Source organism: Methylocella sp. (assembly GCA_037200525.1).
In the GTDB taxonomy this organism is placed as follows: Bacteria; Pseudomonadota; Alphaproteobacteria; order Rhizobiales; family Beijerinckiaceae; genus Methylocapsa.
In genome coordinates, this window is record JBBCGG010000001.1 from 3496492 (window position 1) to 3517896 (window position 21405).

Genomic DNA, 21405 nt, shown 5'->3' on the forward strand with positions numbered 1-21405 from the left:
CTTGGCCGAATGAGCGACAGCTCCAGATCTTCCTCGCCAGGCGGAAGCCAATAGGCGATGCCCTGCGTTTGGCCCTCTGCTGAGGCCGTGACGACCTCAGACCAAACTGCTTTGCAGCTCCCTCCGCGTCACTTCGCGTAAACCGGCGCGCCTCGATCAGTTGAGACACGCGAGACTTGCTTGACGATCCGCAGGATTTCGGATTGCGTGTCGATAGCTGCAAACTCTTTGCCTAGAGCCGATGCCCGCGCACGGAAATTCGGCTTATCGAGCACGGCCCGGATGGCCTCGCGGAGGGCTGATGGCGTCGGCTCATTGGTCTTGAGATCAATGCCGACGCCAGACCACGCCACACGGGCGTTGACCTCCGCTTTGTCCTCGGTCAACCCGGCGGTAACGAGCGGAACGCCAAAGCTCAGAGCCTGGTTGACGCTGCCAAAACCGCCGTTGGTGACAAACGCATCGACCTTAGGAAGCAGCCATTCGAACGGCAAATAGCTGGCGAGGCGCGCGTTGCCGGGGATCGGACCTGGTATGGCGTCGATTGGCCTTCCGCCAGCGGTGACCACAACGAGGATATCAGGCTCATTGGCGAGCGCCGCCAGCGTTGGAGTAATCAACTGATCGAAATTATGATTGGCTAGCGTTCCTTGGGTTACAAAAACAACTTTGCGCGAGCCGTCCAGCTCATCCGCCCAAGGCGGAAGCGAAGTTTGATTCGGTATGATGGGAAGAGCGCCGATGAAGTGCACCGAGCTCGGCAAATCCCGTCGCGGAAATTCCAAACCTGGAACGGTCAACTCCATAAAGACATCCGGAAGCGCTACGACCGCGTCCAGAATATGCATCGACAATGGAGCGACGCCCACGTCCGCCATGCAATTGTTCAAGTAGCGGCCGACAGGCTCCACAAACGCCTTGCGGTTTTCTTCGGCGAGCGCTGCGTATTCCTTGCGCTGGGCTTCGCTGGTCGCAGGCGGCAAGCCGGCGACGCCTGGCGCTCCGTCGTCGCGATGCCAAAACAGAGGGTTGGTTCCACACAGGACAATGGCCGGACGTTCGGATCGCGGTCCGAGAAGCATCGAAAAAACGCCAAGGAACAAAGCGCTGGTGATGATGACGTCGGCGGAAAACTCTTGCAGAACCTGCCGCATGCCTTTGTGCTGCGGAGGAATGAGATCGATGAAGACGTGCTCGAAGTAAAAGCGAACCAGCTCCGGCCCTGGAGGTATTGTCTTGAGTTCCGGAAACACCGCAACGATATTGCCCAGATCAAGATCCGCTTCCGGCGGCAAGGCGCGGAATGATGCGCCGACGTCTTCAATTCGTTTGCGCATAGCGCTGCCCGACAAGACGACCACTTCATGGCCATCGGCCATCAAAATGCGTCCGATCGCAAGCATTGGGTTAATGTGGCCCGTCAAGGGGATAGCGGCGATAAGAACTTTCATGCGGTGCTGTCACTTTGATTGTTGAAAAAGCACGGCGATCACCATGGCGCGTCCCCGTTTCGGAATAATTTCGGCACGGCGCAAAGTTGTTACGTCCGTAATCTCCGACACGCGATTGCCTGGCCCGCTCCCTTGCTGGCGTCGACAAGACCCGTCTATGGGAGATCGCGGAATACCCCGCATAGGTCCGAACTGATTGCTTCGGTCGGACCACTCGGGATCATAACAAGACGCTTGATCGAAGATAACGGCTCGCCCATCTGTAGCCGCGAACGCAATTGGATTGCGTTCGTAATGCAATATGATGATCTTGAAATAAAGCGGCAGTCAGAAGCCCAATAAATGCAGCTTGCTGTGTTTATTGGGGGTAGATGATGAGCTATGTGGCGGATCTGATCGGTTGGCCATCGGCTACATTTCTGGTGGCTTGGATAGTTATGCAAATCGCCGAAGAAATAGGCAATCAATTGAGCGATTAACTCGTTGCGAGCGTTCCGCCCGGTCGATTAGGATGGCAGGATGCGACGTAGTGCGGCTGGGCCGGCAACGAGGCGAAGGCTCGAGGACCAGGGTGATGCCCTAAGCCTTCAGCGCCGCGTCTATATGGCGCGCTGCGCGCCGGACATTTTTCTCGCGTCTCAGGCGCCCCAATAGAACGGCTCGCCTCCAATTAGGTCGCGCCAGGTGCGAATGGCAAGCGCGTGCCAGAGCTCATTAAGCAAAACAGCCAACCTCGGCTGCGGCTGCACAAAGCTATCCCACACCGCTTCCGGCGCGATGCCGAGCGTATCCACCCAATTCATCATCATGGCTCGCGCCTCACCGCGTAGCCGGCGACCATAGTATATTTCGACTGCTGCGCTTGCAGGGTCGTCTGCGCAATCAAGTCAAGCCCGTGGCAAAGCTCCGCGTATTCCCATTGATCAACCATAACTCGATCCCCTTTTTGCGTCGGCAACATCCGCAAGATGCGATCAATTAGCTGCTTGAGAATCCTTGGCATCAAAACCTCCAGAGCCCTGGCCGCCTAGATATGGGCGCCCTGGGGCATCAAACAAAACACATCGCCGTCAGAAGAAGCTTGGGAGCCCGCAGCAGCCGAAGCCGCATTGACGCTCTCATTTTCGCTTCTCCAAAACGGCTATCCAGAAATCACTTCGCCTCCGAAATGTCGGCGAATACTTCCTGGCGCGCCCAAATGCATATGCGGATCGCGAAGCGCCATGTGTGGGGAATCCCACACCGCTCGATGCGCCAGCCTGTTTCGAGCCGCCTATCCGAGGCCTGCGGCTTTCAACCGCCGCAGGCGTTTATTTGATGGCGAGCGTTATAATCCTGACGACAATGAGACCGCCCGCCAGAACGAGGTAGCCGCGCAGAACGATCATCCATATTTTTCTCGCGCGGGACATCCGGGCCGGACCTAGCTGCGAGAGCTTCGGCATCCGCCACATGTCGCGGTTCCAGACTTTTGGCTCATCGATTGTCGCGGCGGGGCGCCTCAATGAGCCTGAAGCGATCGCCGCAATCAGCGCCAGGACAGACCCGCCACCCAATATCGCCACGATAACGGTCTCGTTCATTTCGTCCGGGAACAGCACGGACGCAGTCAGGATCACCGAGAGCAACACCAGAACCGCGATGACGGCTCCCGTGAACAGATTCAAGCCGCGCGAATTGGCCCACGGACCAATCACTTCCTTGTCGTTGCACAAAAGGAGCAGAAACACCGTCGCGCTCGGCAGAAGCACGCCGGCCAGGGTCTGCACCGCGTTGGTGAGGAGGCCAAGCGGAGCATTCGGCGTCAAAACGAGGCCAGCGGCAATCACAATCAGGCCGCAATAGATGGCGTAGAATCCCTTCGCGTCCTTCACTTTGCGGTACAGGGAATGCCGGATCGAGAACACGTCCGCGATAGCGTAAGCCGTCGAGAGCGATACCGCCGCTGCGCCAATCAGGCTCGCGTCAATCAGGCCAATTGCGAACAGAACTCCGGGCAGACGGCCGGCGTGCGCTTCGATACCAGCGGCGACGCCGGCCGCATCGGTGAAGTTGCCGAATTCAGGGCGCCCGCCAAAAGCCTTAGCCGTAAAGGCCATCATAGCGACGGCGCCAATAATGACCAGAATGATCCCGAACCAAAGATCGACGCGCTCATAGCGCATGAAGCGCGGCGTGATCCGTTTGTCGATGACATAGCTTTGCTGAAAAAACAGCTGCCACGGCGCGGTGGTCGTCCCAACGATCGCAATTACCAGGAGCATGACATCGCTGAGCTTGCCTTCTTTCGGAAGCTGCGGAACGAACATATTGCGCGCGATCTCGCCAAATGACGGATGGACCATGAAGAAAATCGGGACGAGCACAAGGCTGCCGGCGACAAGCGCCAATGCGAAACGCTCGAACCGGCGGAAGTCTCCGGCGCCAACCGCCCCCATCACCGCAACGGCCGACAGCGCGACGCCGAGTTCTTTCGGAAGCCCGAGATAGCTGAGGCCGAGGGCGACGCCGATGAATTCGGTCACGATCGTCAAGGCGTTGAGAATGAGGAGGTCCATGACGCTGAATGCGCCCCAGAACTTCCCGAACCGCTCGAAGATCAGGCGCGCATGACCGACGCCGGTGACCGCGCCGAGGCGTAGGACCATCTCCTGATTGAGATAAAGGACCGGAATCAGAAGTACCAGCGTCCAGAGGAGAGCGACGCCATAGTTCTGGCCAGCTTGAGTGTAGGTGCTAAATGCCCCAGCGTCATTGTCTCCCACCATCACGATCAGGCCTGGACCCAGAATCGCGAGTAAGGTCTGGAGCCGGCGCCTCCAGCCACGGCGAGGGCCGGTGTCATGTTGGAGGATTGTTCCCAGCGCGCCGCGGATATGGCCGACATGGGCCTCGTCGAGAACGGCGGCGCGAGTGTGAGCGGTTGTCACATGCATTTTCATGGAAGTCTCCTGGCCGAGCGAGCGCGGAGACAAAGCCATTCATGCGGCTATGGCTTTCCGGCGCTCCTGCGCGGCAGTTTCGAATGGTGTCGGGTTCTGCTTGAAGCGCCCGCCGAAATTTTACGAAGGACTTCGGCGAGCCTACTGGGGCCATCTTTCATGTCGAAGCTCCTATGCTGCGAGAGATAATCGCGCGCCATCTTCCAGGCCGCCGCTGACGTCTTCGAAACTCCAGACGCAATGGAGCCGGCCAGAGACGCGATCGCGCCGCCAGCGACAGACGAGCGCGCCCGCATCCCCGCGGATATGCATGGTCTTTGTCGGACGAGCGCGAGTTGCCGACGAAGTCGACCCGCGGGGCGGCGCGAAGGCGACAATGATATTTGGGAGCTTTTTCACGGCTCACCTCCGATCCTTGGTTGGGTCCAAAGCCGGATAGGCGAGCGGGCGACGGCGGGCCTAGGCCCCCTCGCCTCTCACGCGGGAATCCGGCCCGCGGACGGTTGCAATGTCGAAGGGCGATGGATCACGGCGCAACGCCGCGGCCGCAACGCCCGAGCTTTTACTGCCCATGTCTCTTTCGATTGTTGTGATCAGCCGACTGGAACGAACTCAGTCCGCGCATGGCAAATGATCCTGCTTGCGCGTCCTGTCAACCCCAAAAAGCGGAACGTCCCGAGCCGACCTGACGGCGCTCATTGAGATCGAACGACAGCACGAGCATGGGGCTCGATGGTGCAGCGGTCATGCCCGTTGCCGCACTTCAGCTCTGGAGGCCCGATCTGCCAGTACTTCGCTCTGATCGCAGATCGGGCGTAATTCCCACTGTCCGAGGTGTTGTCCGGGCATTGGTTTCCCGATTTTCGGAACCCCGCTTCTTGTCGGGGCGGACAATACAATATACAAAAACTATAGAGAAAATGACATATAATTGGTCGAGGTGATTTTTATGCTCTCGAATCCCGTGAGAAGATTTCTGTTTTCGATCGCCGCGCTGGCGATGTCGGCTTTGGCGACAACTGCATTGACCGCCGCGCCGAGCGAAATTCGCATTGATTGGGCGACCTATAATCCGATCTCGATCGTCCTGAAAAATAAGAATTTCCTTGAGGAGGAATTTGCCAAGAGCGGCGTCGGCATCCGCTGGATTCAGTCCGCCGGCTCAAATAAGGCGCTCGAGTTCATGAGCTCCGGTTCGCTCGATTTCGGTTCGACTGCGGGGGCGGCGGCGCTGATTGGCCGGATTAACGGCAATCCTATCAAATCGGTCTATGTATATTCGCGCCCTGAATGGACGGCGCTCGTCACGCGCAGCAATACGGGGATCGCATCGGTCGCCGACCTTAATGGCAAGAGCGTTGCCGTGACGCGCGGCACGGATCCGCACATCTTCCTGATCCGCGCGCTTGCCGCGAACGGGCTGACCGAAAAAGACGTTCGTCTCGTTTTGCTCCAACATGCGGATGGGCGACTGGCGCTCATCCGCGGCGATGTCGACGCCTGGGCTGGGCTCGACCCGATGATGGCGGCCGCCGAACTCGACGATGGGGCGGTGCTTTTCTATCGCGATCCGGCCGCCAACAGCTGGGGCGTGCTAAACGTGCGCGAGAGCTTCGCAGTCGAAAATCCCGAGATCGTCCGCCGAGTGCTCGCCGCCTATGAGAAGGCGCGCAAATGGTCGATCGAAAACCCAAAAGAATTGGCCGCGCTGCTCCAAGACGCTGCCAAGCTGCCCGCGCCTGTCATCGAACGCCAACTTCAGCGCACCGACCTGACGCATGGCCCAATTGGCGCCGAGCAGGCGACAGCGCTCGTCGCGGCGGGGCGGGCGCTTCAGCAGGCCGGCGTGGTTCCGGCGAATGCGGACATCGTCGCAAACGTCGATGCGCTAATCGATCCGCATTTCCTGCCGGCGATCGCACCACCGGGAAACTGAGATGAGTGTCGTCGAGCGCCTCATTCCTACCGATGCTGCGGAAACCCGGACTACTCGACCAGGCATGAGCCCTCCTGCACTCCTGCTGCTCGGCTTCGCGCTGCCCGTCGGCGGTCTCCTGCTCTGGGAGGCCTCGGTGCGGCTCGGCTGGGTGCAAGGGCGGCTATTTCCCGCCCCGAGCCTCGTGGCAGCGACGCTTGCTGATCTTGCCACAAGCGGCGACCTCGGCTTCCACCTCCGCGCAACGCTTTTGCGCGTTGCAGCCGGCTTTACGCTTGGCGTTCTCGCGGGGACGGCGCTTGGCGTTCTCGCCGGCGCCTCGGTCCTTGCAAGGGCATTGATCGATCCGACCCTGCAGGGCCTGCGCGCCATTCCCTCGATCGCCTGGACGCCGTTGTTCATCTTGTGGCTCGGCATATTCGAGACATCGAAAGTTGCGTTGATCGCGGTTGGCGTCGCCTTTCCCATTTATCTCGGCACGCTCGGCGCGATCCTTGCGGTCGACCGAAAAATTATTGAAGTCGGCCAAAGTTTCAGGCTTTCGCGCGTAGAGCTGGCCAGCCGCATCCTGCTACCCGCCGTGTCGCCACACTATGTTGTTGCGCTCCGTTCAGGGTTAGGGCTCGGCTGGATGTTCGTCGTCGCCGCCGAATATATGGGAGCCTCCGAGGGGCTTGGCTATTTGCTTTTGGATGGCCAGCAGCTGGGCAAACCGGCTCAAATCCTCGCCGCCATCTTCATATTCGCCGTGCTGGGCAAGGCGACGGACGCGCTTCTCATCGCTGCGTCTGCGCCTTTCCTGCGTTGGCAGGACACGGTCGCACCAACGGCCGGAAGGAGCCGATAGATCGTGCTGCGGATCGACTCTCTTTCGAAGACTTACGACAAGGGAGCGCAGGCGCTTGCCGCCATTTCGCTCGAGATATCAGAGGCCGAGATCATCGCTATTGTCGGAAGCTCTGGCTGCGGCAAAAGCACCTTGTTGCGCCTCGTCGCAGGCCTCGAAATGGCAAGCGCCGGCCGCGCCTTGGTCGATGGAGAGACGATCTCAAAGCCGCATCCCTATGTAGGCATCGTTTTTCAGGAGCCGCGTCTTTTTTCCTGGTTGACGGTCGCGGAGAACGTCGGCTTCGGCATCGCCCATTTGCCGCGCAAGGAGCGTGAGGCGCGTGTGGCGGCGGCGCTCGACCGCATCGGCCTTGCCGATTACGGTCGGCGCTGGCCGCGCGAAATATCAGGCGGTCAGGCGCAACGGATAGCGCTAGCGCGATCGCTCGTCGCGGAGCCGCGGGTGCTTCTGCTCGATGAGCCGTTTTCGGCGCTCGATGCCTTTACGCGGGCAGACCTGCAGGACCATCTTCTCGCGCTTTGGAGCGAGACCCGACCGACGCTGGTGCTCGTTACCCATGACATTGAAGAGGCTCTCGTTCTGGCTGATCGCGTCGTCGTGATGCACCCGCGGCCGGGGCGGATCGCCGGCATTCTTGAAGTAGCCTTGCCGCGCCCGCGCGACCGGCTTGACGCCAGCTTCGAGCGGCTGAAACGGCGGGCGTTAGGCGTCCTCAAAAATTCCACCAAAGCGACCCTTCCGTTTGCGGCGGAATAGAAAAACGCGACGCGTCGGCGCTCATTGTGTGACGACCTCGGCGGTCCAAATCCGCGCCGGAGCCGCCTCGTTGGATGCTAGTTGTTGCAAAGGTTCGGAGGGAGGCAATCCTTCCCGTTTCCGAAGGTCAAGCCATGGTTTCCGCTCGCGCTGCGGCCTTCAGAGACGCTATTTGGGGAGCTCTGCATCCCAGCGGGGGCGACTGCGTGCATGCTGCCGCCGCTTCCGCTGAGGGCGCTTGAGCTGTGGCTCCCTCTCGAACCCGCGGCGAAAACAGGACCGTTGCAAATAACTGCCGCGCCAAGAGCAACCGAGGCCACGAATGTTCCAACTTTTCTCATGATTTCTCCTTGTCACAAAGTGACAAGTCAATGTTTCGAGGTAGAACAAGTTCAACCCACGAGTTATCACAACAAAGCGAAGTAGTTCACGGATAGTTGTCAGGATCGACCCCAGAATCACTTCCGAGCGCAATCCGAAAGAACCGGCGCCGATAAAATCAATAAGAGGCGTCGGCTATGTTCTCCACGGAAAAATCAGATCCATGAAAACATAGCTGGTAATGCGTCAGCGTCGGCGGGCGGCCGCGCGTCCGGCTCAAGGATTATCGTCACGCCGTGATCCCAACGCCGGATCTCGCCTTCGCTCAAGCGTCGGGTCCAATTGTCGTGCGCCAATGTCCAGATGCGCATGCAGCCGCAGGACTCAGCGCGACCGAAAGCCTTGAGATAATCCAGCAGCTCGGCCGCGACGCCGGCCGAATCGGCTGCGCTCGCAACCACAAAGATCGGCGCGTCCAGTATGCGATCGCCTTCTGCGTGCTCTCTCACGGTCGTGATGCAAAGCCCCTGAATATAGCCAAGGGGACTCATCGCGACGATGACATTGTCCAGATCGGGCCGACTATCCCCCCGATCTATGATGCTACGACAAAATGCCCGCCACGCCGCCAGATCAAGCGCGGGCGCTACGGCGCCAATAAGCGGATAGGCCTGATCGACCCGATCGGTAGTTAGCTCCGCGATTTGATATGTGGCGTCCATGAGATGCTCCTATCATTTCATTTCAGCGCGTAATCCGACGTCAGTCTTTGATCCGCCTCAAGAAACGGGCGATGATGGAGAAACTGTAGGGTCAAATTCGCCGTCTGCGCGGCGGGATCAGACTGATCGCGATGTCCAGGTCACAAGATCGGTGGCGGCTTTGCCAAAGGCTTGATTGAGGGCGGCCGCAACTGCCAGGGCGTCCATTCCCTTGGGCGGAACAGTCGCGTGAAACAATTGCGCGGCAACGATCTGACCGCTTTCGGATATGATCTTAGCGGAGAATTCGACATCCGCCACAGGTTCGGGCGTCATGTTGATCGCGAAGCTGCGCAGATCGATCAAGATCTGGTAATTGGCCGTGACCCGCTCCGTCTGAGGAGCGACGGCGGCCATGAGACCTGCGTTCTCGAAGCTCTGGATGATTCTCGCTTGAATGAGCTTCGGCAGCGTGTCGCTCCATTGCGCATCGCCCAGCTGGGAGATCTCGCCGTCGTTTGAGCGGGCGAGCATCCGCTGCGTATCGAGCGCAAGGACAGTCGTTGGCTCGCCTATCACGAGTTGGCCGCGCGGGGCATGAACCGGAGTTGGAAAGTCGCTTGGAGCCGTCAAATCGTATATCGGTTTTGGCTTTTCCGCTGGTCCGCCGCCTGTCATACGCTCAAGGCCCGCCATGATTCCATCGACGCGATTGGAATTGCGCCCGAGGGCATCTGAAAATGATTTGAGATTGTCCATTGTGCCCTTCACCGACTCCGAATTGTCCGACAGCATCTTGTCAAGATGCTGCAGGGCTTGCCGGGCTGTTTGCGTCAAGTCCCGCGCGGCGCTTGGATCGGCCGCGAGAAGAGGAGGCTCAGCCTCAGACGTCGGCAACAACGGTGAAGCGGAGGCGCCGCCTTCGAGAGAGACCGCCGGAGTTCCCATCAATCCCCGGAAGTCCACGCCGACCTTAGTATCCGCGCGCAGCGGCGTACCCTTGTTCACGGCGATCGTCGCTGTGACCTGTCCATTAGCGTCAAGCTGAAGAGCGGTCACCTCTCCGACCCGAATGCCATTGAACTGAACGGCGGCTCCAGTCTGCAGTCCCGTCGTAGACCCTTCGAAACGGATTCGGTAGACGGCTCGTTTGGAAATGCCTCCGGTGTTATTCAGCCAGTAGACGAAACAGAAGCTGGCCGCGATGGCGGCAAGGACGAAAAGTCCGACTAATATATAGCGCGCCCGCGTTTCCATCGGTTTTGCCTCAACTTGCTGAATGACTAAGCGAGCGCGCCGTCTCGCGCGAGCGTTTGCCTTGGAAATACGCTTTTACCCAGGGATGTTCGCAGGCGAGCATGGTTGCGATTGGTCCTTGGGCTATTACCTTGCCGTCGGCAAGGGCTGCAATGCGGTCGCAGACTGTATGCAGGCTGTCGAGATCGTGAGTGACCATAAAGACAGTCAAGCCCAGCGTCTGCTGCAGAGTCTTGATCAGCATATCAAAGTCGCCGGCCGCGATTGGATCGAGCCCCGATGTGGGCTCGTCGAGGAATACGATTTCTGGGTCGAGGGCGAGCGCCCGCGCGAGCGCTACGCGCTTGGTCATGCCGCCGGAAATCTCTGCGGGATATTTTTCGGCGTCCTCGGCGTTCAGCCCGACCATGCCGAGCTTGGCCGTCGCCACATCTCTACGCAATCTTTCCGAGAGGTTCAGATATTCCCGCATGGGAAACTCCACATTCTGACGGACGGTCAGCGAGGAGAACAAAGCGCCTTGCTGGAATAGAACGCCCCAGCGTCGTTCGATGGAGCGAATCGTTTCCGGCGTCGCCGCGTCGCGATCAGTCCCGAATATAGCAATGGTCCCCCCGCGCTTCGGGAGGAGGCCGATAATAGTGCGAAGAAGAACCGATTTGCCTCCGCCGGACGCGCCGACGACGCCGAGGATTTCACCGCGACGCACATCGAGCGACAGATGGTCAAGGATGATGCGATCGCCAAATCCGACAACAAGGTCGCGCACCCGAATTACAACCGGTTGCTGCGAGGCGTCCATTGCTCACATCCCGACCGACGCGAAGAATATCGCGAAGAGGCCATCGAGCACGATGACAAGAAAAATCGATTTCACCACCGAGGTCGTCGTCTGCCGCCCAAGCGACTCGGCGCTGCCCTTCACCAATAAGCCTTCGGCGCACGCTACAACGCCGATCACGAGCGCCATGAACGGAGCCTTGATCATGCCGACCTCGAAATGAGTGACCGAGATCGCCTCATTCAGCCGCGCGATGTAAATGGCCGGACTCATTCCGCCGTAGAGCGACGCAACCAGTCCACCGCCGAAGAGAGCGGACATCGAGCCCAGAAAGGCCAATATCGGCAAGGCGCAGACAAGAGCTATGACTCGCGGCAGTATGAGCACCTCGACAGGGTCAAGCCCCATTGTCCGCAATGCATCGATCTCCTCGCGCATCTTCATGGCGCCAAGTTCGGCCGTGTAGGAGCTGCCCGAGCGGCCGGCGACCATAATGGCGACGATCAGCACTCCGATCTCCCGCAGGATCAGGATGCCGACCAGGTCAACCATATAATCCTCGGCGCCGAATTTACGGAAATGGAAGATACCCTGCTGGGCTATGATCCCGCCGATCAGGAAAGTGATCAAAAGAACGATCGGCACGGCCTGTAGCCCGACACGGTCAAGCTGGTTTACCAGAGACGTCACCCGGAAACTTTGCGGCCGAAGAAGGATGCTAATAAACGCATCGCCGAGCGCTCCGAGCATGCCGACAAATGTTACTGCGTCGCGACCGGCGCTGATCGTTGCGCGGCCAATCGTTTCGAGTATGTCGAACCTCGAGGGTTTTTTCGCACCGCGGGGCGTCGTCGCGCGGTTGACGCGATCCACCTCCATCAGCAGTCCGCGAACGTGCTCGGATACGCCGATGATGCTCGCTTCTTGGCCGCGAGCTTTCCAGCCCCGGATCAGACGTTCAACCAGGCAGGCCCCGAAGGTATCGATCTCGCGGACGTCATGCATGTCGACGAACATATCGCGACCGCTCGACCCGCCCACAATTGCGTCGACCAATGGCTCAAGCGTCGCCGCATGGGCTGCAGTCCATGACCCCGCTGCGGTGACGTCTAATCTGTCGCCGTGGACCGCGCTCTGCAAAGCCAAGTCGGACTGCAAGCCTTCTCTCCCCATTGATCTATTCTTTAGATCGGAGATCATGCGCATCAACCTTGATGTGCATCAACCTTGACCTGCATCAGACAACGCAAAACGATTGCTCGCGCTTCGGCTTGGAACGAGATAGATTTCATGGCGGGCTTCAAAGAGCGCCGACGCAATTAGACGCGATTAAAAGCGGCCATCCATATGGGTCGTTATCCCGACCTTTTAGGTAATGTCTCATTACGCGGCCACGGATTGGCTCGGTTGCTGCGATCTAGCTGTCGCGATGCCAAGCAGATCGGTGAGGCGCTCATCAGCTACCGGAGAGAGGCCCACGCGTCGACAATTTCGCATTGAGCTCGATTGATTGACCAAAATCAATGAAGCGGCAGTTCACGTCGCTATCAATAACCTTAAGCTTCGAAGCGGCCATCCGCGGAGATTGCACATTATTTCGATTGGCGGGGTAGATGATTGCGATGCATGACGACACAGACCCCCCGCTTTCCCGCAGTCCTATGGATGGGCTGGAGGTCAGGCAGGGAGACGCGCTTCCGCCTCGCTCGGCTGATCTCGTTCCGGCGCAGCGCTCCTTGCCTGTCCCATCAGGGCATTCTCTTCTCCGTAGGAGATTGAATTGGAGGTTTTGGACGCTTTTAGCGTTGATGCTCATCGCTGGCGGCGGCGGTTTCTATTGGTGGCGTCTGAATCAGATCCGCCTTCCTGCTGGGATTGTCTCCGGCAATGGTCGGATCGAGGCGGAAGAAATCGATATCGCTACGAAATTTGCTGGGCGCGTGATTGAGCGGCTCGCCGATGAAGGGGACATGGTTACTGCCGGCCAAGTCGTCGCGCGCATGGACACGCGGGACATCGAAGCAACGCTCAGAGCGGCGGAGTCCCAGGTCCAGCAGGCGCAGCGGACGCTCGATGAAGCCCGTGCGAACGTCGTGATGCAGACCACTCAGGTCACGCTCGCTCAGCAAGAACTCGACCGCACGAAAGCGCTCGTCGCCCGCGGAAACGCCACCTATGAGTTGCTTGATCAACGCCGCCAGTCTCTCGACGGGACCAATGCAGCGCTGAAAGCCTCCAACGACCGCGTCGGCCAAGCCGTGCATGCATTGGACGCAGCAACACACAACGTCGAGCTTTATAAAGTCAATATTGCCGACAACACCTTGGTCGCGCCTACGGTCGGCCGCATTCAGTATCGCATCGCTGATGTCGGCGAAGTGCTGCCGGCCGGCGGCAAAGTTTTCACGATGCTCGACATCTCATACGTATATATGGATGTCTATTTGCCGACGCTCCCCACCGGGCGCGTCGCAATCGGGCAGGATGCGCGAATCGTGCTCGACTCCTACCCCAAATTGTCCATCCCGGCGCACGTCTCTTTTGTCGCCACGCAGGCTCAGTTCACGCCAAAGGCGGTCGAGACGGAAGACGAGCGCGACAAGCTCATGTTCCGCGTCAAGGTGCGGATTGATCCCAGCCTCCTGCTTGCGCACGCTTCCGAAGTGCGCACGGGACTGCCAGGTCGAGCCTATATACGCGTTGATCCCAAGGTCGAATGGCCAGCCGAGTTCCCTGAGTTCCGCTCGCAATGAGCCAGGCGCGCGGAGTCTTTGGAGAGCTTTTCGGGGTTTCGCTGCGCTACGGGCGCACGGTTGCGCTCGATGACGTTACGATCTCTTTTCCCGCCGGTTGCATGATTGGGCTGATCGGCCCTGATGGGGTCGGCAAGTCATCGCTGCTAAGTTTGCTCGCCGGAGCTCGCCGCGTTCAATCCGGTCAGGTCCACGTACTCGGCGGCGACCTCGGCGATCCCCGTCATCGCGCCGCGGTCTGCCCGCAGATCGCCTATATGCCGCAAGGGCTCGGAAAGAATCTCTATCCGGACCTCAGCGTGCGGGAGAACATCGAATTCTTCGGTCGGCTCTTCGGCCAATCCAAGGATGAGCGCGAGCATCGCATTGCAACGCTTTTGAAAGCGACGGGGCTCGATCCCTTCCCTGATCGGCCGGCAAGCAAGCTCTCTGGAGGCATGCGCCAAAAGCTCGGACTTTGCTGCGCGCTCATCCACGATCCAAACTTGTTGATCCTCGACGAGCCGACGACCGGCGTCGATCCACTTTCACGGCGGCAGTTCTGGAGCCTCATCTCCCGCATGCGTGCGGAGCGAAGCGGCATGAGCGTTATCGTCGCGACGGCTTACATGGAGGAAGCCGAGCAATTCGATTGGCTATTGGCGATGGACGCGGGGCGTATCCTCGCCACAGGGTCGCCATCCGATCTGAAGGCAAAGACCAACTCGCCCTCCTTGGAAGAGAGCTTCATCGCCCTTCTGCCGGAGGAGCGGCGCCGCGGACGCAAAGCTTTCGCCATTCCGCCGCGCCGAAGCGATGACCATAATCCGGTCATTGTGGCCCGCGACCTAACGCGCCGCTTCGGCGATTTTACGGCCGTGGATCGCGTGAGCTTCGCTATCGAGCGCGGAGAGATTTTCGGCTTTCTTGGATCGAACGGTTGCGGCAAATCGACCACGATGAAGATGCTAACGGGCCTTCTGCCCGCGAGCGCCGGAGAGGCGTTTCTGTTTGGCAAGCCGATAGACGCCTCGGACATGCAGGCGCGCTTTCGCGTCGGCTACATGTCGCAGTCCTTTTCGCTCTACACCGAACTCACGGTTCGCCAGAACCTCGACTTGCATGCGCATCTGTTCCATCTTCCTCGCGAGAAGGGCAAAGTCCGGATCGACGAACTCGTGGCTCGCTTCGGGCTCACCGACTACCTCGACCAACGCGCTGACAATCTGCCGCTCGGCATCCGCCAACGCCTGTCGCTCGCCGTCGCGATCGTGCACTCGCCCGAGATCCTCATTCTCGATGAGCCGACGTCAGGAGTCGATCCCCTCGCGCGCGATCAGTTCTGGGAGATTCTCGTCGGCCTCTCGCGCAACGAAGGCGTCACCATTTTTATCTCCACGCATTTTATGAACGAGGCCGCACGCTGCGATCGCATCGCGCTGATGGATGCCGGGCGCGTTCTCGCGATGGGAACCCCGTCGGATCTCGTCAAGGCGCGGCGCTGTTCGAACCTTGAAGACGCTTTCATCGACTATCTCGAAGAGGCGAATGGCGTGCAAGTCGCCAAGAGCCCTCCGCTCGCACCGATCCAGAAATCGCCGCCTGCAATACGAGCCAAAGAGCTTGTGCGCCAAACCGCGAAAGTATGGTTCAGTCCTCGCCGACTGTTCGCCTACACCATTCGGGAAGGGCTCGAGCTCTTCCGCGACCCGATCCGTCTTGGTTTCGCCTTGCTCGGGACCGCTTTTCTCATGACGGTCTTTGGCGAAGGGATTTCGACCGACGTGAACAATCTGACCTTTGCCGCCCTCGACCGCGACAATTCGTACGAAAGTCGCGCCTATCTCGAAGAACTACGCGGGTCGAGCTATTTCATCGAGAAGAGACCAGTCATCGATCAGGCCGACCTCGACCGACGCCTCCAATCTGGAGACATTAACGCCGGCATTGAGATCCCCCCGGACTTCGGCCGCTATATGAAGAAAAATGTGCCGACTTACGTCGGCGCGTGGGTGGATGGCGCCATGCCGTTTCGGGCCGAGACGATTCGCGGATATCTCGAAAGCGTTCACCAGCAGTTTCTTTCGGACTACGCGGTGCGCGATGGCCACGCTGCCGACGATACGCCTGACGACGTGCGCGAGGCTCTCCGCAACAAGCATATCGGCATGCTAGGCTATGCGAACGTAAACCCGACTGTGCAGGCGAGGATCGAAACAAGATTTCTCTATAACCAGGATTTCGAAAGCATCTACGCTCAGGAACCGGGCAGCATCGCCCTGCTCCTTGTGGAGATCCCCGCCATTTTGATGGCGCTCTCGATCGTGCGCGAGAAAGAGCTCGGCTCGATCACCAATCTCTACGTCACTCCGGTCACCCGCATCGAATTTCTGCTCGGCAAGCAGATTCCCTACATTGTCATCGCGATGATCAATTTCGGGATACTATTCCTGATGAGCGTCTTCGCGTTCGGCGTTCCTCTGAAGGGAAGCTTTGCAGTGCTGCTCCTTGGCGCACTGCTCTATGTCACCGCGACGACCGGCATCGGCATGTTAATATCGACATTCTGCAAGACGCAGATCGCGGCCCTGTTCGGGACCGCGATCCTCACGCTGCTGCCGGCCCAGCAGTTCTCTGGGATGCTCACGCCAGTTTCGTCTCTAACCGGCGCTCCGGCTATCTTGGGAATTTGCTTCCCCATGACCTATTTCCTGAAAATCAGCGTCGGCACGTTCACCAAGGCGCTCGGTTTTCAGGATCTCTCCACAACTCTTCTGCAACTGGCGATTTTCATCCCCATTTTGACCGTGCTCAGCCTTGTCTTTCTGCGCAAGCAGGAAAGCTAGCGAGGATATTTGGGGATGGGCAGTTTTAGCAATATTTTTTGGCTAGGAACGAAAGAGCTTCGGAGCTTTTTTCGGGACTTTGTACTACTTGGACTTGTGATCTACACGTTCTCGTTTGCGATCTATGTGCAAGGTCACAGCAATACGCAGGAATTGCATAACGGCTCGGTCGGCGTCGTGGACGAAGACAAGTCAGAATTGTCGCGTCAGATGATCGCCGTCTCTCTGCCGCCCTATTTCAAGGCGCCGGTTCCAATCGACAACGGCGACGTCGACCATCTGATGAACACAGCCGCCTATACGTTCGTCATTGTGATCCCGCCGAACTTCGAAAAGGACGTCCTCGCAGGGCGAAGTCCCGAGGTCCAAGTCAATGTAGATGCGACCGCTATGGTGCAGGCGGGGCTGGGCTATGGCTATATCCAGCAGATCCTCACCACCGAGATTAATAATTTCGTGTCCCGCAACGAAGGCCAATTTCTATCTCATTCGCAGAACGTTCCGATGTCGCCGGTCACGCTCGCCGTGCGCGTGGATTTCAATCCGAATGTCACGACCGCTTGGTTCTCTAGCGTTATGGGAATCGTCAACAACGTGACCATGCTCGCAATCATTCTGGCGGGCGCAGCGGTCATCCGCGAGCGCGAACATGGCACCATGGACCATCTGCTCGTTATGCCCGTGACGCCTTTTGAGATCGCTATGTCCAAGATTTGGGCCAACGGCCTCGTGATCACGATTGCAGCCGGCTTGTCGCTCGAAATCGTCGTCCGACAGTTCCTTAGGATTCCTATCATCGGCTCGGTGCCTTTGTTCACAGCCGGCGTTGCGATCTATTTGTTCTTTGCGACCGCGGTTGGAATTTTTCTAGCGACGATCGCTCGGTCAATGCCGCAGCTCGGCTTGCTTTATATTCTCGTCGCGATGCCCATGAATATCCTGTCCGGCAGCAACACACCGCTCGAATCCATGCCAAAATTCTTGAGCACGATCATGATGTTTTCGCCCTCAACGCATTTCGTGCTTTTCGCACAATCCATCCTTTTCCGCGGAGCAGGCTTTGCGCTGGTGTGGCCCGATTTCCTATTTGTAGCGTTCGTCGGCGGCCTTTTCCTGCTTCTCGCTCTTCTTCGCTTCCGGAAAGTCGTCGTCCAAGCAGGCTAAGAAGCATTTACCGAACAACCTACTCATGGCATCAGTCGAGCAGCTCGCGAAGCCGGACCGCCAGCTCCTTGGCCGTGTAGGGCTTTTTCAGCCAGCTCCCGGCTTCGGCCAATTCTCGTCCGGCGACGATCGGCTCGGCGTAGCCTGACGTGAACAGGATCTTGATATCCGGCCGGATCGTCCGAACTTTCTTCGCCAGCTCGTCGCCCATCATACCGCCCGGCATGACGATATCTGTGAACAGGAGGCGGACTTCCGGATGTGCGATGATCAAGGTAAGAGCTTCCGCGGCGCTGGCCGCTTCGATCACTTGATAGCCTGCATCCTTCAGTCTCGCGACAGCGACGCGGCGCACGCGAGCATCATCCTCCGCAACGAGGATGCTTTCGAAACCGCGAGGTAGAATGGCGGGTTCGTCCGTTTCACTAGTTTTGGTCTTCGCGTCAATGGGTTCGCTTCTGACCGCAGGCAGGAAAAGCCGCACGCTGGTTCCTTGGCCGATCTCGCTATAGAGCTGGATATGGCCGCCGGACTGTTTGACGAAACCGTAGACCATGCTGAGTCCAAGACCAGTCCCCGAACCCTGCGGTTTAGTGGTGAAGAAGGGCTCAAATGCGCGCTCCTTGACATCGGCGGACATGCCCGCGCCGGTATCGGTGACGGTAATAAGAACATAGTTCCCCGTGCGCACCTGCGGATACATCTTGACATAGTCAAGATCGAGATAGGTGCGGGAAATCTCGACGGTCAGGCGACCGCCGCGCGGCATCGCGTCTCGGGCATTAAGAGCGAGATTGAGCAAAGCGTTCTGAAGTTGGGAGGAATCGATCACAGCCTTATGCGAAGCCCCCGTCACCATGCTGCGAAGCTCGATCGCCTCGCCAAGACTTCGCCGCAATAGATCCGAGAAGTTCGCGAGGAGCTGACCTATATCGACGAGCTTTGGATTGAGCGGCTGGCGCCTGCCGAAGGCCAGCAGTTGCTCGGTCAGCTTGGCGCCGTCATCGGCTGCGTCCTGCGCCTCGCGCAACAGGATGCGAAGCTCCTTGTCCTCCAGGCGCCTTTCCATCATCTCGAGATTGCCGCTGACGACGGTTAATAGATTGTTGAAATCATGCGCAATGCCGCCGCTTAACTGTCCCACGGCTTCCATTTTCTGGGCCTGGCGCAGTTCTTCCTCCATCTTATGGCGGCTCGTCAGGTCGCGGATAAAACCGGTGAAGATGCGTTTGCCATTTGTGATCGCCTCGCCGATCGTCAGCTCCATCACAAACTTTGTCCCGTCTTTTTGCAGACCCGTCACCACCCGCCCATATCCAATGATGCGCCGCTCTCCGGTCTTCAAATAATGCGAGAGATAGCCATCATGGGCCTCGCGGTCCGGCGTCGGCATCAGCATTCTGACGTTCTGGCCGCAAACTTCGGCGCCGGCGTAACCGAACAGCTGCTCAGCGGCGGCGCTGAAGGATGTCACCGTGCCATTTTCGTCGATCACGACCATGGCTTCCGGCACAGTGTCGAGAATCGACAGTAAATGCGCTTCCCTCGTCGCGAGATCGTCCTGCACGTGCTTCAGATCGCTGATATCGCTGTCGGTCTGCAATATCACCAGCCCTGGTCGGCTTTCCGATAGCAACCCGACCCAACGGCAGGCGACCGTGACGGCGTAACCATCCTTGTGCCGATGCGTCAGTTCGCCCGTCCATACTCCGCCGCTACGCACCTTAGAGCGTATTTCTTCAAGCGGCTCCGAAAAGACTGTCTCAAGAAGCTCATGCGCAACGCGCCCGACCGCTTCTTCGCGGGTCCACCCATAGAGTTGCTCGCAACCGCTGGTCCAGTGGCTGACGACGCCGTTAAGGCCATGAATTATCACGCTTGCACCGTCGAGGATGCGCACGATTTCATCGAGACCTTGCTCCCCGGTAATTTGAAGCTTTATCGCATCGGTCACGCGGCGCAAATCCCATCAATGATCAGTTCGGCCAGACGGCTTGTTGCCTACTGTCGAAGCCGGTTGCGTGGTTATCGTCCTCATCGCCGTCGCCCGCAAGGAGCGCGAGCTTCTCGAACTTACGGATCGTGAGGCCATGGCGGCCGACGGGCGCAATCATGCCGCGGTTCGCCAACTTGGACATGGTGCGCGACACGGTTTCGATGGTCAAACCAAGATAGTCAGCCATATCGAGACGGCTCATAGGAATCTCGATAACAGGCGCAATTTGGCGACCGTTCTGCGCCCGGCGCGCAATTCGAAGGAGAAGGCTGCAAACTCGCTCTTCGGCGTTCTTGCGGGCGAGGAGCACCATCTGGTCCTGGGCTGCGGCCATCTCGTCGCAAAGCCGCGCAAAGAGCTGCGGACGCAATTCGGGAGAACGGGCCATCTCCTCTTGGAAACGGTTGCGGGCGATGCGGCGGACCTTGGTCCGTACCACCGCTTCGGCGCTATAGAGATAACGGTCCTTGAGCGAGACTCCAAGAATATCGCCGGGATATAGGAAGCCGGTAATGACCCGGCGACCATCGCTCAATATCCTGAAAACGCGAAGAACGCCTTCCACGACTTCGAAGATGTGTGTTGCGGCGTCGCCTTCCCAAAGAATGCCGGCGCCGGCATCGAATTTCTCTACCGGCTGCCGGTTGAACAAAGACTCGAGGCCAGGGGGAGCCGATATTGTGGGAACGAATGCTTTTGTGACCTCGGTTACTTGCTCGCTTTGGGAGAACATTGGAAACCCCTTTTCGTCGCATTGACAAGCATGAGTTAAGCGGGTCCATGTAACGGTGCGACGATACGCTTATGACAGTTTGCGCGAAATTGTGACGGACTGTGACGGCGCGGATCGATGCGATCAGAGGTTGGGACATGGCTGACCCCCGAAGACGCAACGAGCATATTCTCGTGGTCGACGATGACGCGCGGATTCGGCAGATGCTCCTCCGCTATTTTGAGGGGGAAGGCTATCGCGTCAGCACCGCCGCGGACGGCCCCGCCATGAGGGAATGCCTGCAGAAAGCGTCAGTCGACGTCATCCTGCTCGATCTTGTCCTGCCAGGAGACGAGGACGGCCTGGTGCTCGCCCGCGAAATCCGCTCTAGTTCGGACATACCTATCATTATGCTGACGGGAAGAGATGACGTGGTGGACAGGATCGTCGGCCTCGAAATTGGCGCCGATGATTATATCGTCAAACCGTTTCACCTTCGCGAGGTGCTGGCGCGGTTAAGAACCATTCTGCGCCGCCGCCAGCCCGCGACCCCAGCCGGCGCCGAGGGGGGCGAGGTAATACGATTCGAAGGTTGGCGTCTTGACCTTGGCCGCCGTCAGCTGGTGGCGGCCGACGGGGAGGAAATCGTCCTGACGACCGGCGAATTCGACATGCTAACCGTGCTCGCGAAACAGCCGGGCCGTGTGTTCACGCGAGATGCGCTGATGGATCTAACGCGTAGCCGGAATTTTGACGCCTTTGACCGGACGATAGATGCGCAGATCGCGCGGCTGCGAAAGAAGATCGAGCGCAATCCGAAGGAACCTGCGTTGATAAAATCAGTCAGAGGCGTTGGCTATGTCTTCACAGGAAAATCGGATTCGTGAAGAAGGAATGAGCATAATTTCGGCTTGGTTGCTCTTTGCCGACTAAGCCTTCGCTTGGGCTTGAGACAGATCA

The 21405-nt window shown here is 58.8% G+C and carries 17 protein-coding genes; 7 read left to right on the forward strand and 10 right to left on the reverse strand.

Translation table 11 applies throughout. The features are described 5' to 3' along the window. Positions 1–128: 128 nt before the first annotated feature. The 4 genes from WDN46_17220 to WDN46_17235 form a co-directional block, all read right to left on the reverse strand. Positions 129–1451 (reverse strand): nucleotide disphospho-sugar-binding domain-containing protein, encoded by a 1323-nt coding sequence (locus WDN46_17220; protein ID MEJ0095088.1) that lies wholly within the window; start codon positions 1449–1451, stop codon positions 129–131. A gap of 638 nt (positions 1452–2089) precedes the next feature. Further along, entirely contained in the window at positions 2090–2260 is a 171-nt protein-coding gene (locus tag WDN46_17225) for a hypothetical protein (GenBank protein ID MEJ0095089.1), read from the reverse strand. After that, on the reverse strand, positions 2257–2454 hold the full coding sequence (locus tag WDN46_17230; protein MEJ0095090.1) for a hypothetical protein: 198 nt from the start codon (positions 2452–2454) through the stop codon (positions 2257–2259). The genes WDN46_17225 and WDN46_17230 overlap by 4 nt, the downstream gene beginning before the upstream one ends. 307 nt (positions 2455–2761) lie before the next feature. Continuing rightward, positions 2762–4393 carry an NRAMP family divalent metal transporter gene (locus tag WDN46_17235; GenBank protein MEJ0095091.1) on the reverse strand — a complete coding sequence of 544 codons (1632 nt, stop codon included), beginning with the start codon at positions 4391–4393 and terminating at the stop codon, positions 2762–2764. A gap of 1000 nt (positions 4394–5393) precedes the next feature. Between WDN46_17235 and WDN46_17240 the strand changes: the two genes are divergently transcribed. The 3 genes from WDN46_17240 to WDN46_17250 all read left to right on the forward strand — a co-directional run bounded on the left by WDN46_17240 (position 5394) and on the right by WDN46_17250 (position 7935). Further along, positions 5394–6329, forward strand: coding sequence for an aliphatic sulfonate ABC transporter substrate-binding protein (locus tag WDN46_17240; protein ID MEJ0095092.1), 936 nt, complete (start codon positions 5394–5396; stop codon positions 6327–6329). Between the two features lie 64 nt (positions 6330–6393). After that, positions 6394–7176: an ABC transporter permease gene (locus WDN46_17245; protein MEJ0095093.1), complete on the forward strand. Its 783-nt coding sequence runs from the start codon at positions 6394–6396 to the stop codon at positions 7174–7176. 3 nt (positions 7177–7179) lie between these two features. Beyond that, positions 7180–7935: an ABC transporter ATP-binding protein gene (locus WDN46_17250; protein MEJ0095094.1), complete on the forward strand. Its 756-nt coding sequence runs from the start codon at positions 7180–7182 to the stop codon at positions 7933–7935. Positions 7936–8471: 536 nt separating this feature from the next. Here WDN46_17250 and WDN46_17255 read toward each other — a convergent pair. From WDN46_17255 to WDN46_17270, 4 genes are all read right to left on the reverse strand, one after another. Then, complete coding sequence (locus WDN46_17255; protein MEJ0095095.1) at positions 8472–8978, reverse strand: hypothetical protein; 507 nt, start codon at positions 8976–8978, stop codon at positions 8472–8474. 117 nt (positions 8979–9095) lie between these two features. Continuing rightward, the gene (locus WDN46_17260; GenBank protein MEJ0095096.1) at positions 9096–10214 is read right to left on the reverse strand and encodes an ABC-type transport auxiliary lipoprotein family protein; all 1119 of its coding nucleotides are present in this window, start codon (positions 10212–10214) and stop codon (positions 9096–9098) included. 10 nt (positions 10215–10224) lie between these two features. Beyond that, positions 10225–11016: an ABC transporter ATP-binding protein gene (locus WDN46_17265; GenBank protein ID MEJ0095097.1), complete on the reverse strand. Its 792-nt coding sequence runs from the start codon at positions 11014–11016 to the stop codon at positions 10225–10227. 3 nt (positions 11017–11019) lie between these two features. Next, positions 11020–12141: an MlaE family lipid ABC transporter permease subunit gene (locus WDN46_17270; protein ID MEJ0095098.1), complete on the reverse strand. Its 1122-nt coding sequence runs from the start codon at positions 12139–12141 to the stop codon at positions 11020–11022. A gap of 515 nt (positions 12142–12656) precedes the next feature. On the opposite strand from WDN46_17270, the gene WDN46_17275 reads away from it, so the two are divergent. The 3 genes from WDN46_17275 to WDN46_17285 are packed head-to-tail and all read left to right on the forward strand — an operon-like array spanning position 12657 to position 17737. Next, positions 12657–13748, forward strand: a complete 1092-nt coding sequence (locus tag WDN46_17275; GenBank protein MEJ0095099.1) for an HlyD family efflux transporter periplasmic adaptor subunit — start codon at positions 12657–12659, stop codon at positions 13746–13748. Next, positions 13745–16573, forward strand: a complete 2829-nt coding sequence (rbbA, locus tag WDN46_17280) for a ribosome-associated ATPase/putative transporter RbbA (GenBank protein ID MEJ0095100.1) — start codon at positions 13745–13747, stop codon at positions 16571–16573. The genes WDN46_17275 and rbbA overlap by 4 nt, the downstream gene beginning before the upstream one ends. A gap of 15 nt (positions 16574–16588) precedes the next feature. After that, positions 16589–17737 (forward strand): ABC transporter permease, encoded by a 1149-nt coding sequence (locus WDN46_17285; protein ID MEJ0095101.1) that lies wholly within the window; start codon positions 16589–16591, stop codon positions 17735–17737. Positions 17738–17768: 31 nt separating this feature from the next. Here WDN46_17285 and WDN46_17290 read toward each other — a convergent pair whose 3' ends face one another. Beyond that, positions 17769–19691: a PAS domain S-box protein gene (locus WDN46_17290; protein ID MEJ0095102.1), complete on the reverse strand. Its 1923-nt coding sequence runs from the start codon at positions 19689–19691 to the stop codon at positions 17769–17771. 22 nt (positions 19692–19713) lie between these two features. Then, entirely contained in the window at positions 19714–20466 is a 753-nt protein-coding gene (locus WDN46_17295; protein MEJ0095103.1) for a helix-turn-helix domain-containing protein, read from the reverse strand. Between the two features lie 137 nt (positions 20467–20603). Between WDN46_17295 and WDN46_17300 the strand changes: the two genes are divergently transcribed. Continuing rightward, the gene (locus tag WDN46_17300) at positions 20604–21332 is read left to right on the forward strand and encodes a response regulator (GenBank protein MEJ0095104.1); all 729 of its coding nucleotides are present in this window, start codon (positions 20604–20606) and stop codon (positions 21330–21332) included. Positions 21333–21405: the final 73 nt, after the last annotated feature.

Excerpts from the sequence above, each read along its gene's own strand:
- WDN46_17220 (MEJ0095088.1), bottom strand. The coding sequence starts at position 1,451 with ATGAAAGTTCTTATCGCCGCTATCCCCTTGACGGGCCACATTAACCCA.
- WDN46_17225 (MEJ0095089.1), bottom strand. The coding sequence starts at position 2,260 with ATGATGATGAATTGGGTGGATACGCTCGGCATCGCGCCGGAAGCGGTG.
- WDN46_17230 (MEJ0095090.1), bottom strand. The coding sequence starts at position 2,454 with ATGCCAAGGATTCTCAAGCAGCTAATTGATCGCATCTTGCGGATGTTG.
- WDN46_17235 (MEJ0095091.1), bottom strand. The coding sequence starts at position 4,393 with ATGAAAATGCATGTGACAACCGCTCACACTCGCGCCGCCGTTCTCGAC.
- WDN46_17240 (MEJ0095092.1), top strand. The coding sequence starts at position 5,394 with ATGTCGGCTTTGGCGACAACTGCATTGACCGCCGCGCCGAGCGAAATT.
- WDN46_17245 (MEJ0095093.1), top strand. The coding sequence starts at position 6,394 with ATGAGCCCTCCTGCACTCCTGCTGCTCGGCTTCGCGCTGCCCGTCGGC.
- WDN46_17255 (MEJ0095095.1), bottom strand. The coding sequence starts at position 8,978 with ATGGACGCCACATATCAAATCGCGGAGCTAACTACCGATCGGGTCGAT.
- WDN46_17260 (MEJ0095096.1), bottom strand. The coding sequence starts at position 10,214 with ATGGAAACGCGGGCGCGCTATATATTAGTCGGACTTTTCGTCCTTGCC.
- WDN46_17265 (MEJ0095097.1), bottom strand. The coding sequence starts at position 11,016 with ATGGACGCCTCGCAGCAACCGGTTGTAATTCGGGTGCGCGACCTTGTT.
- WDN46_17275 (MEJ0095099.1), top strand. The coding sequence starts at position 12,657 with ATGGATGGGCTGGAGGTCAGGCAGGGAGACGCGCTTCCGCCTCGCTCG.
- rbbA (MEJ0095100.1), top strand. The coding sequence starts at position 13,745 with ATGAGCCAGGCGCGCGGAGTCTTTGGAGAGCTTTTCGGGGTTTCGCTG.
- WDN46_17285 (MEJ0095101.1), top strand. The coding sequence starts at position 16,589 with ATGGGCAGTTTTAGCAATATTTTTTGGCTAGGAACGAAAGAGCTTCGG.
- WDN46_17295 (MEJ0095103.1), bottom strand. The coding sequence starts at position 20,466 with ATGTTCTCCCAAAGCGAGCAAGTAACCGAGGTCACAAAAGCATTCGTT.
- WDN46_17300 (MEJ0095104.1), top strand. The coding sequence starts at position 20,604 with ATGGCTGACCCCCGAAGACGCAACGAGCATATTCTCGTGGTCGACGAT.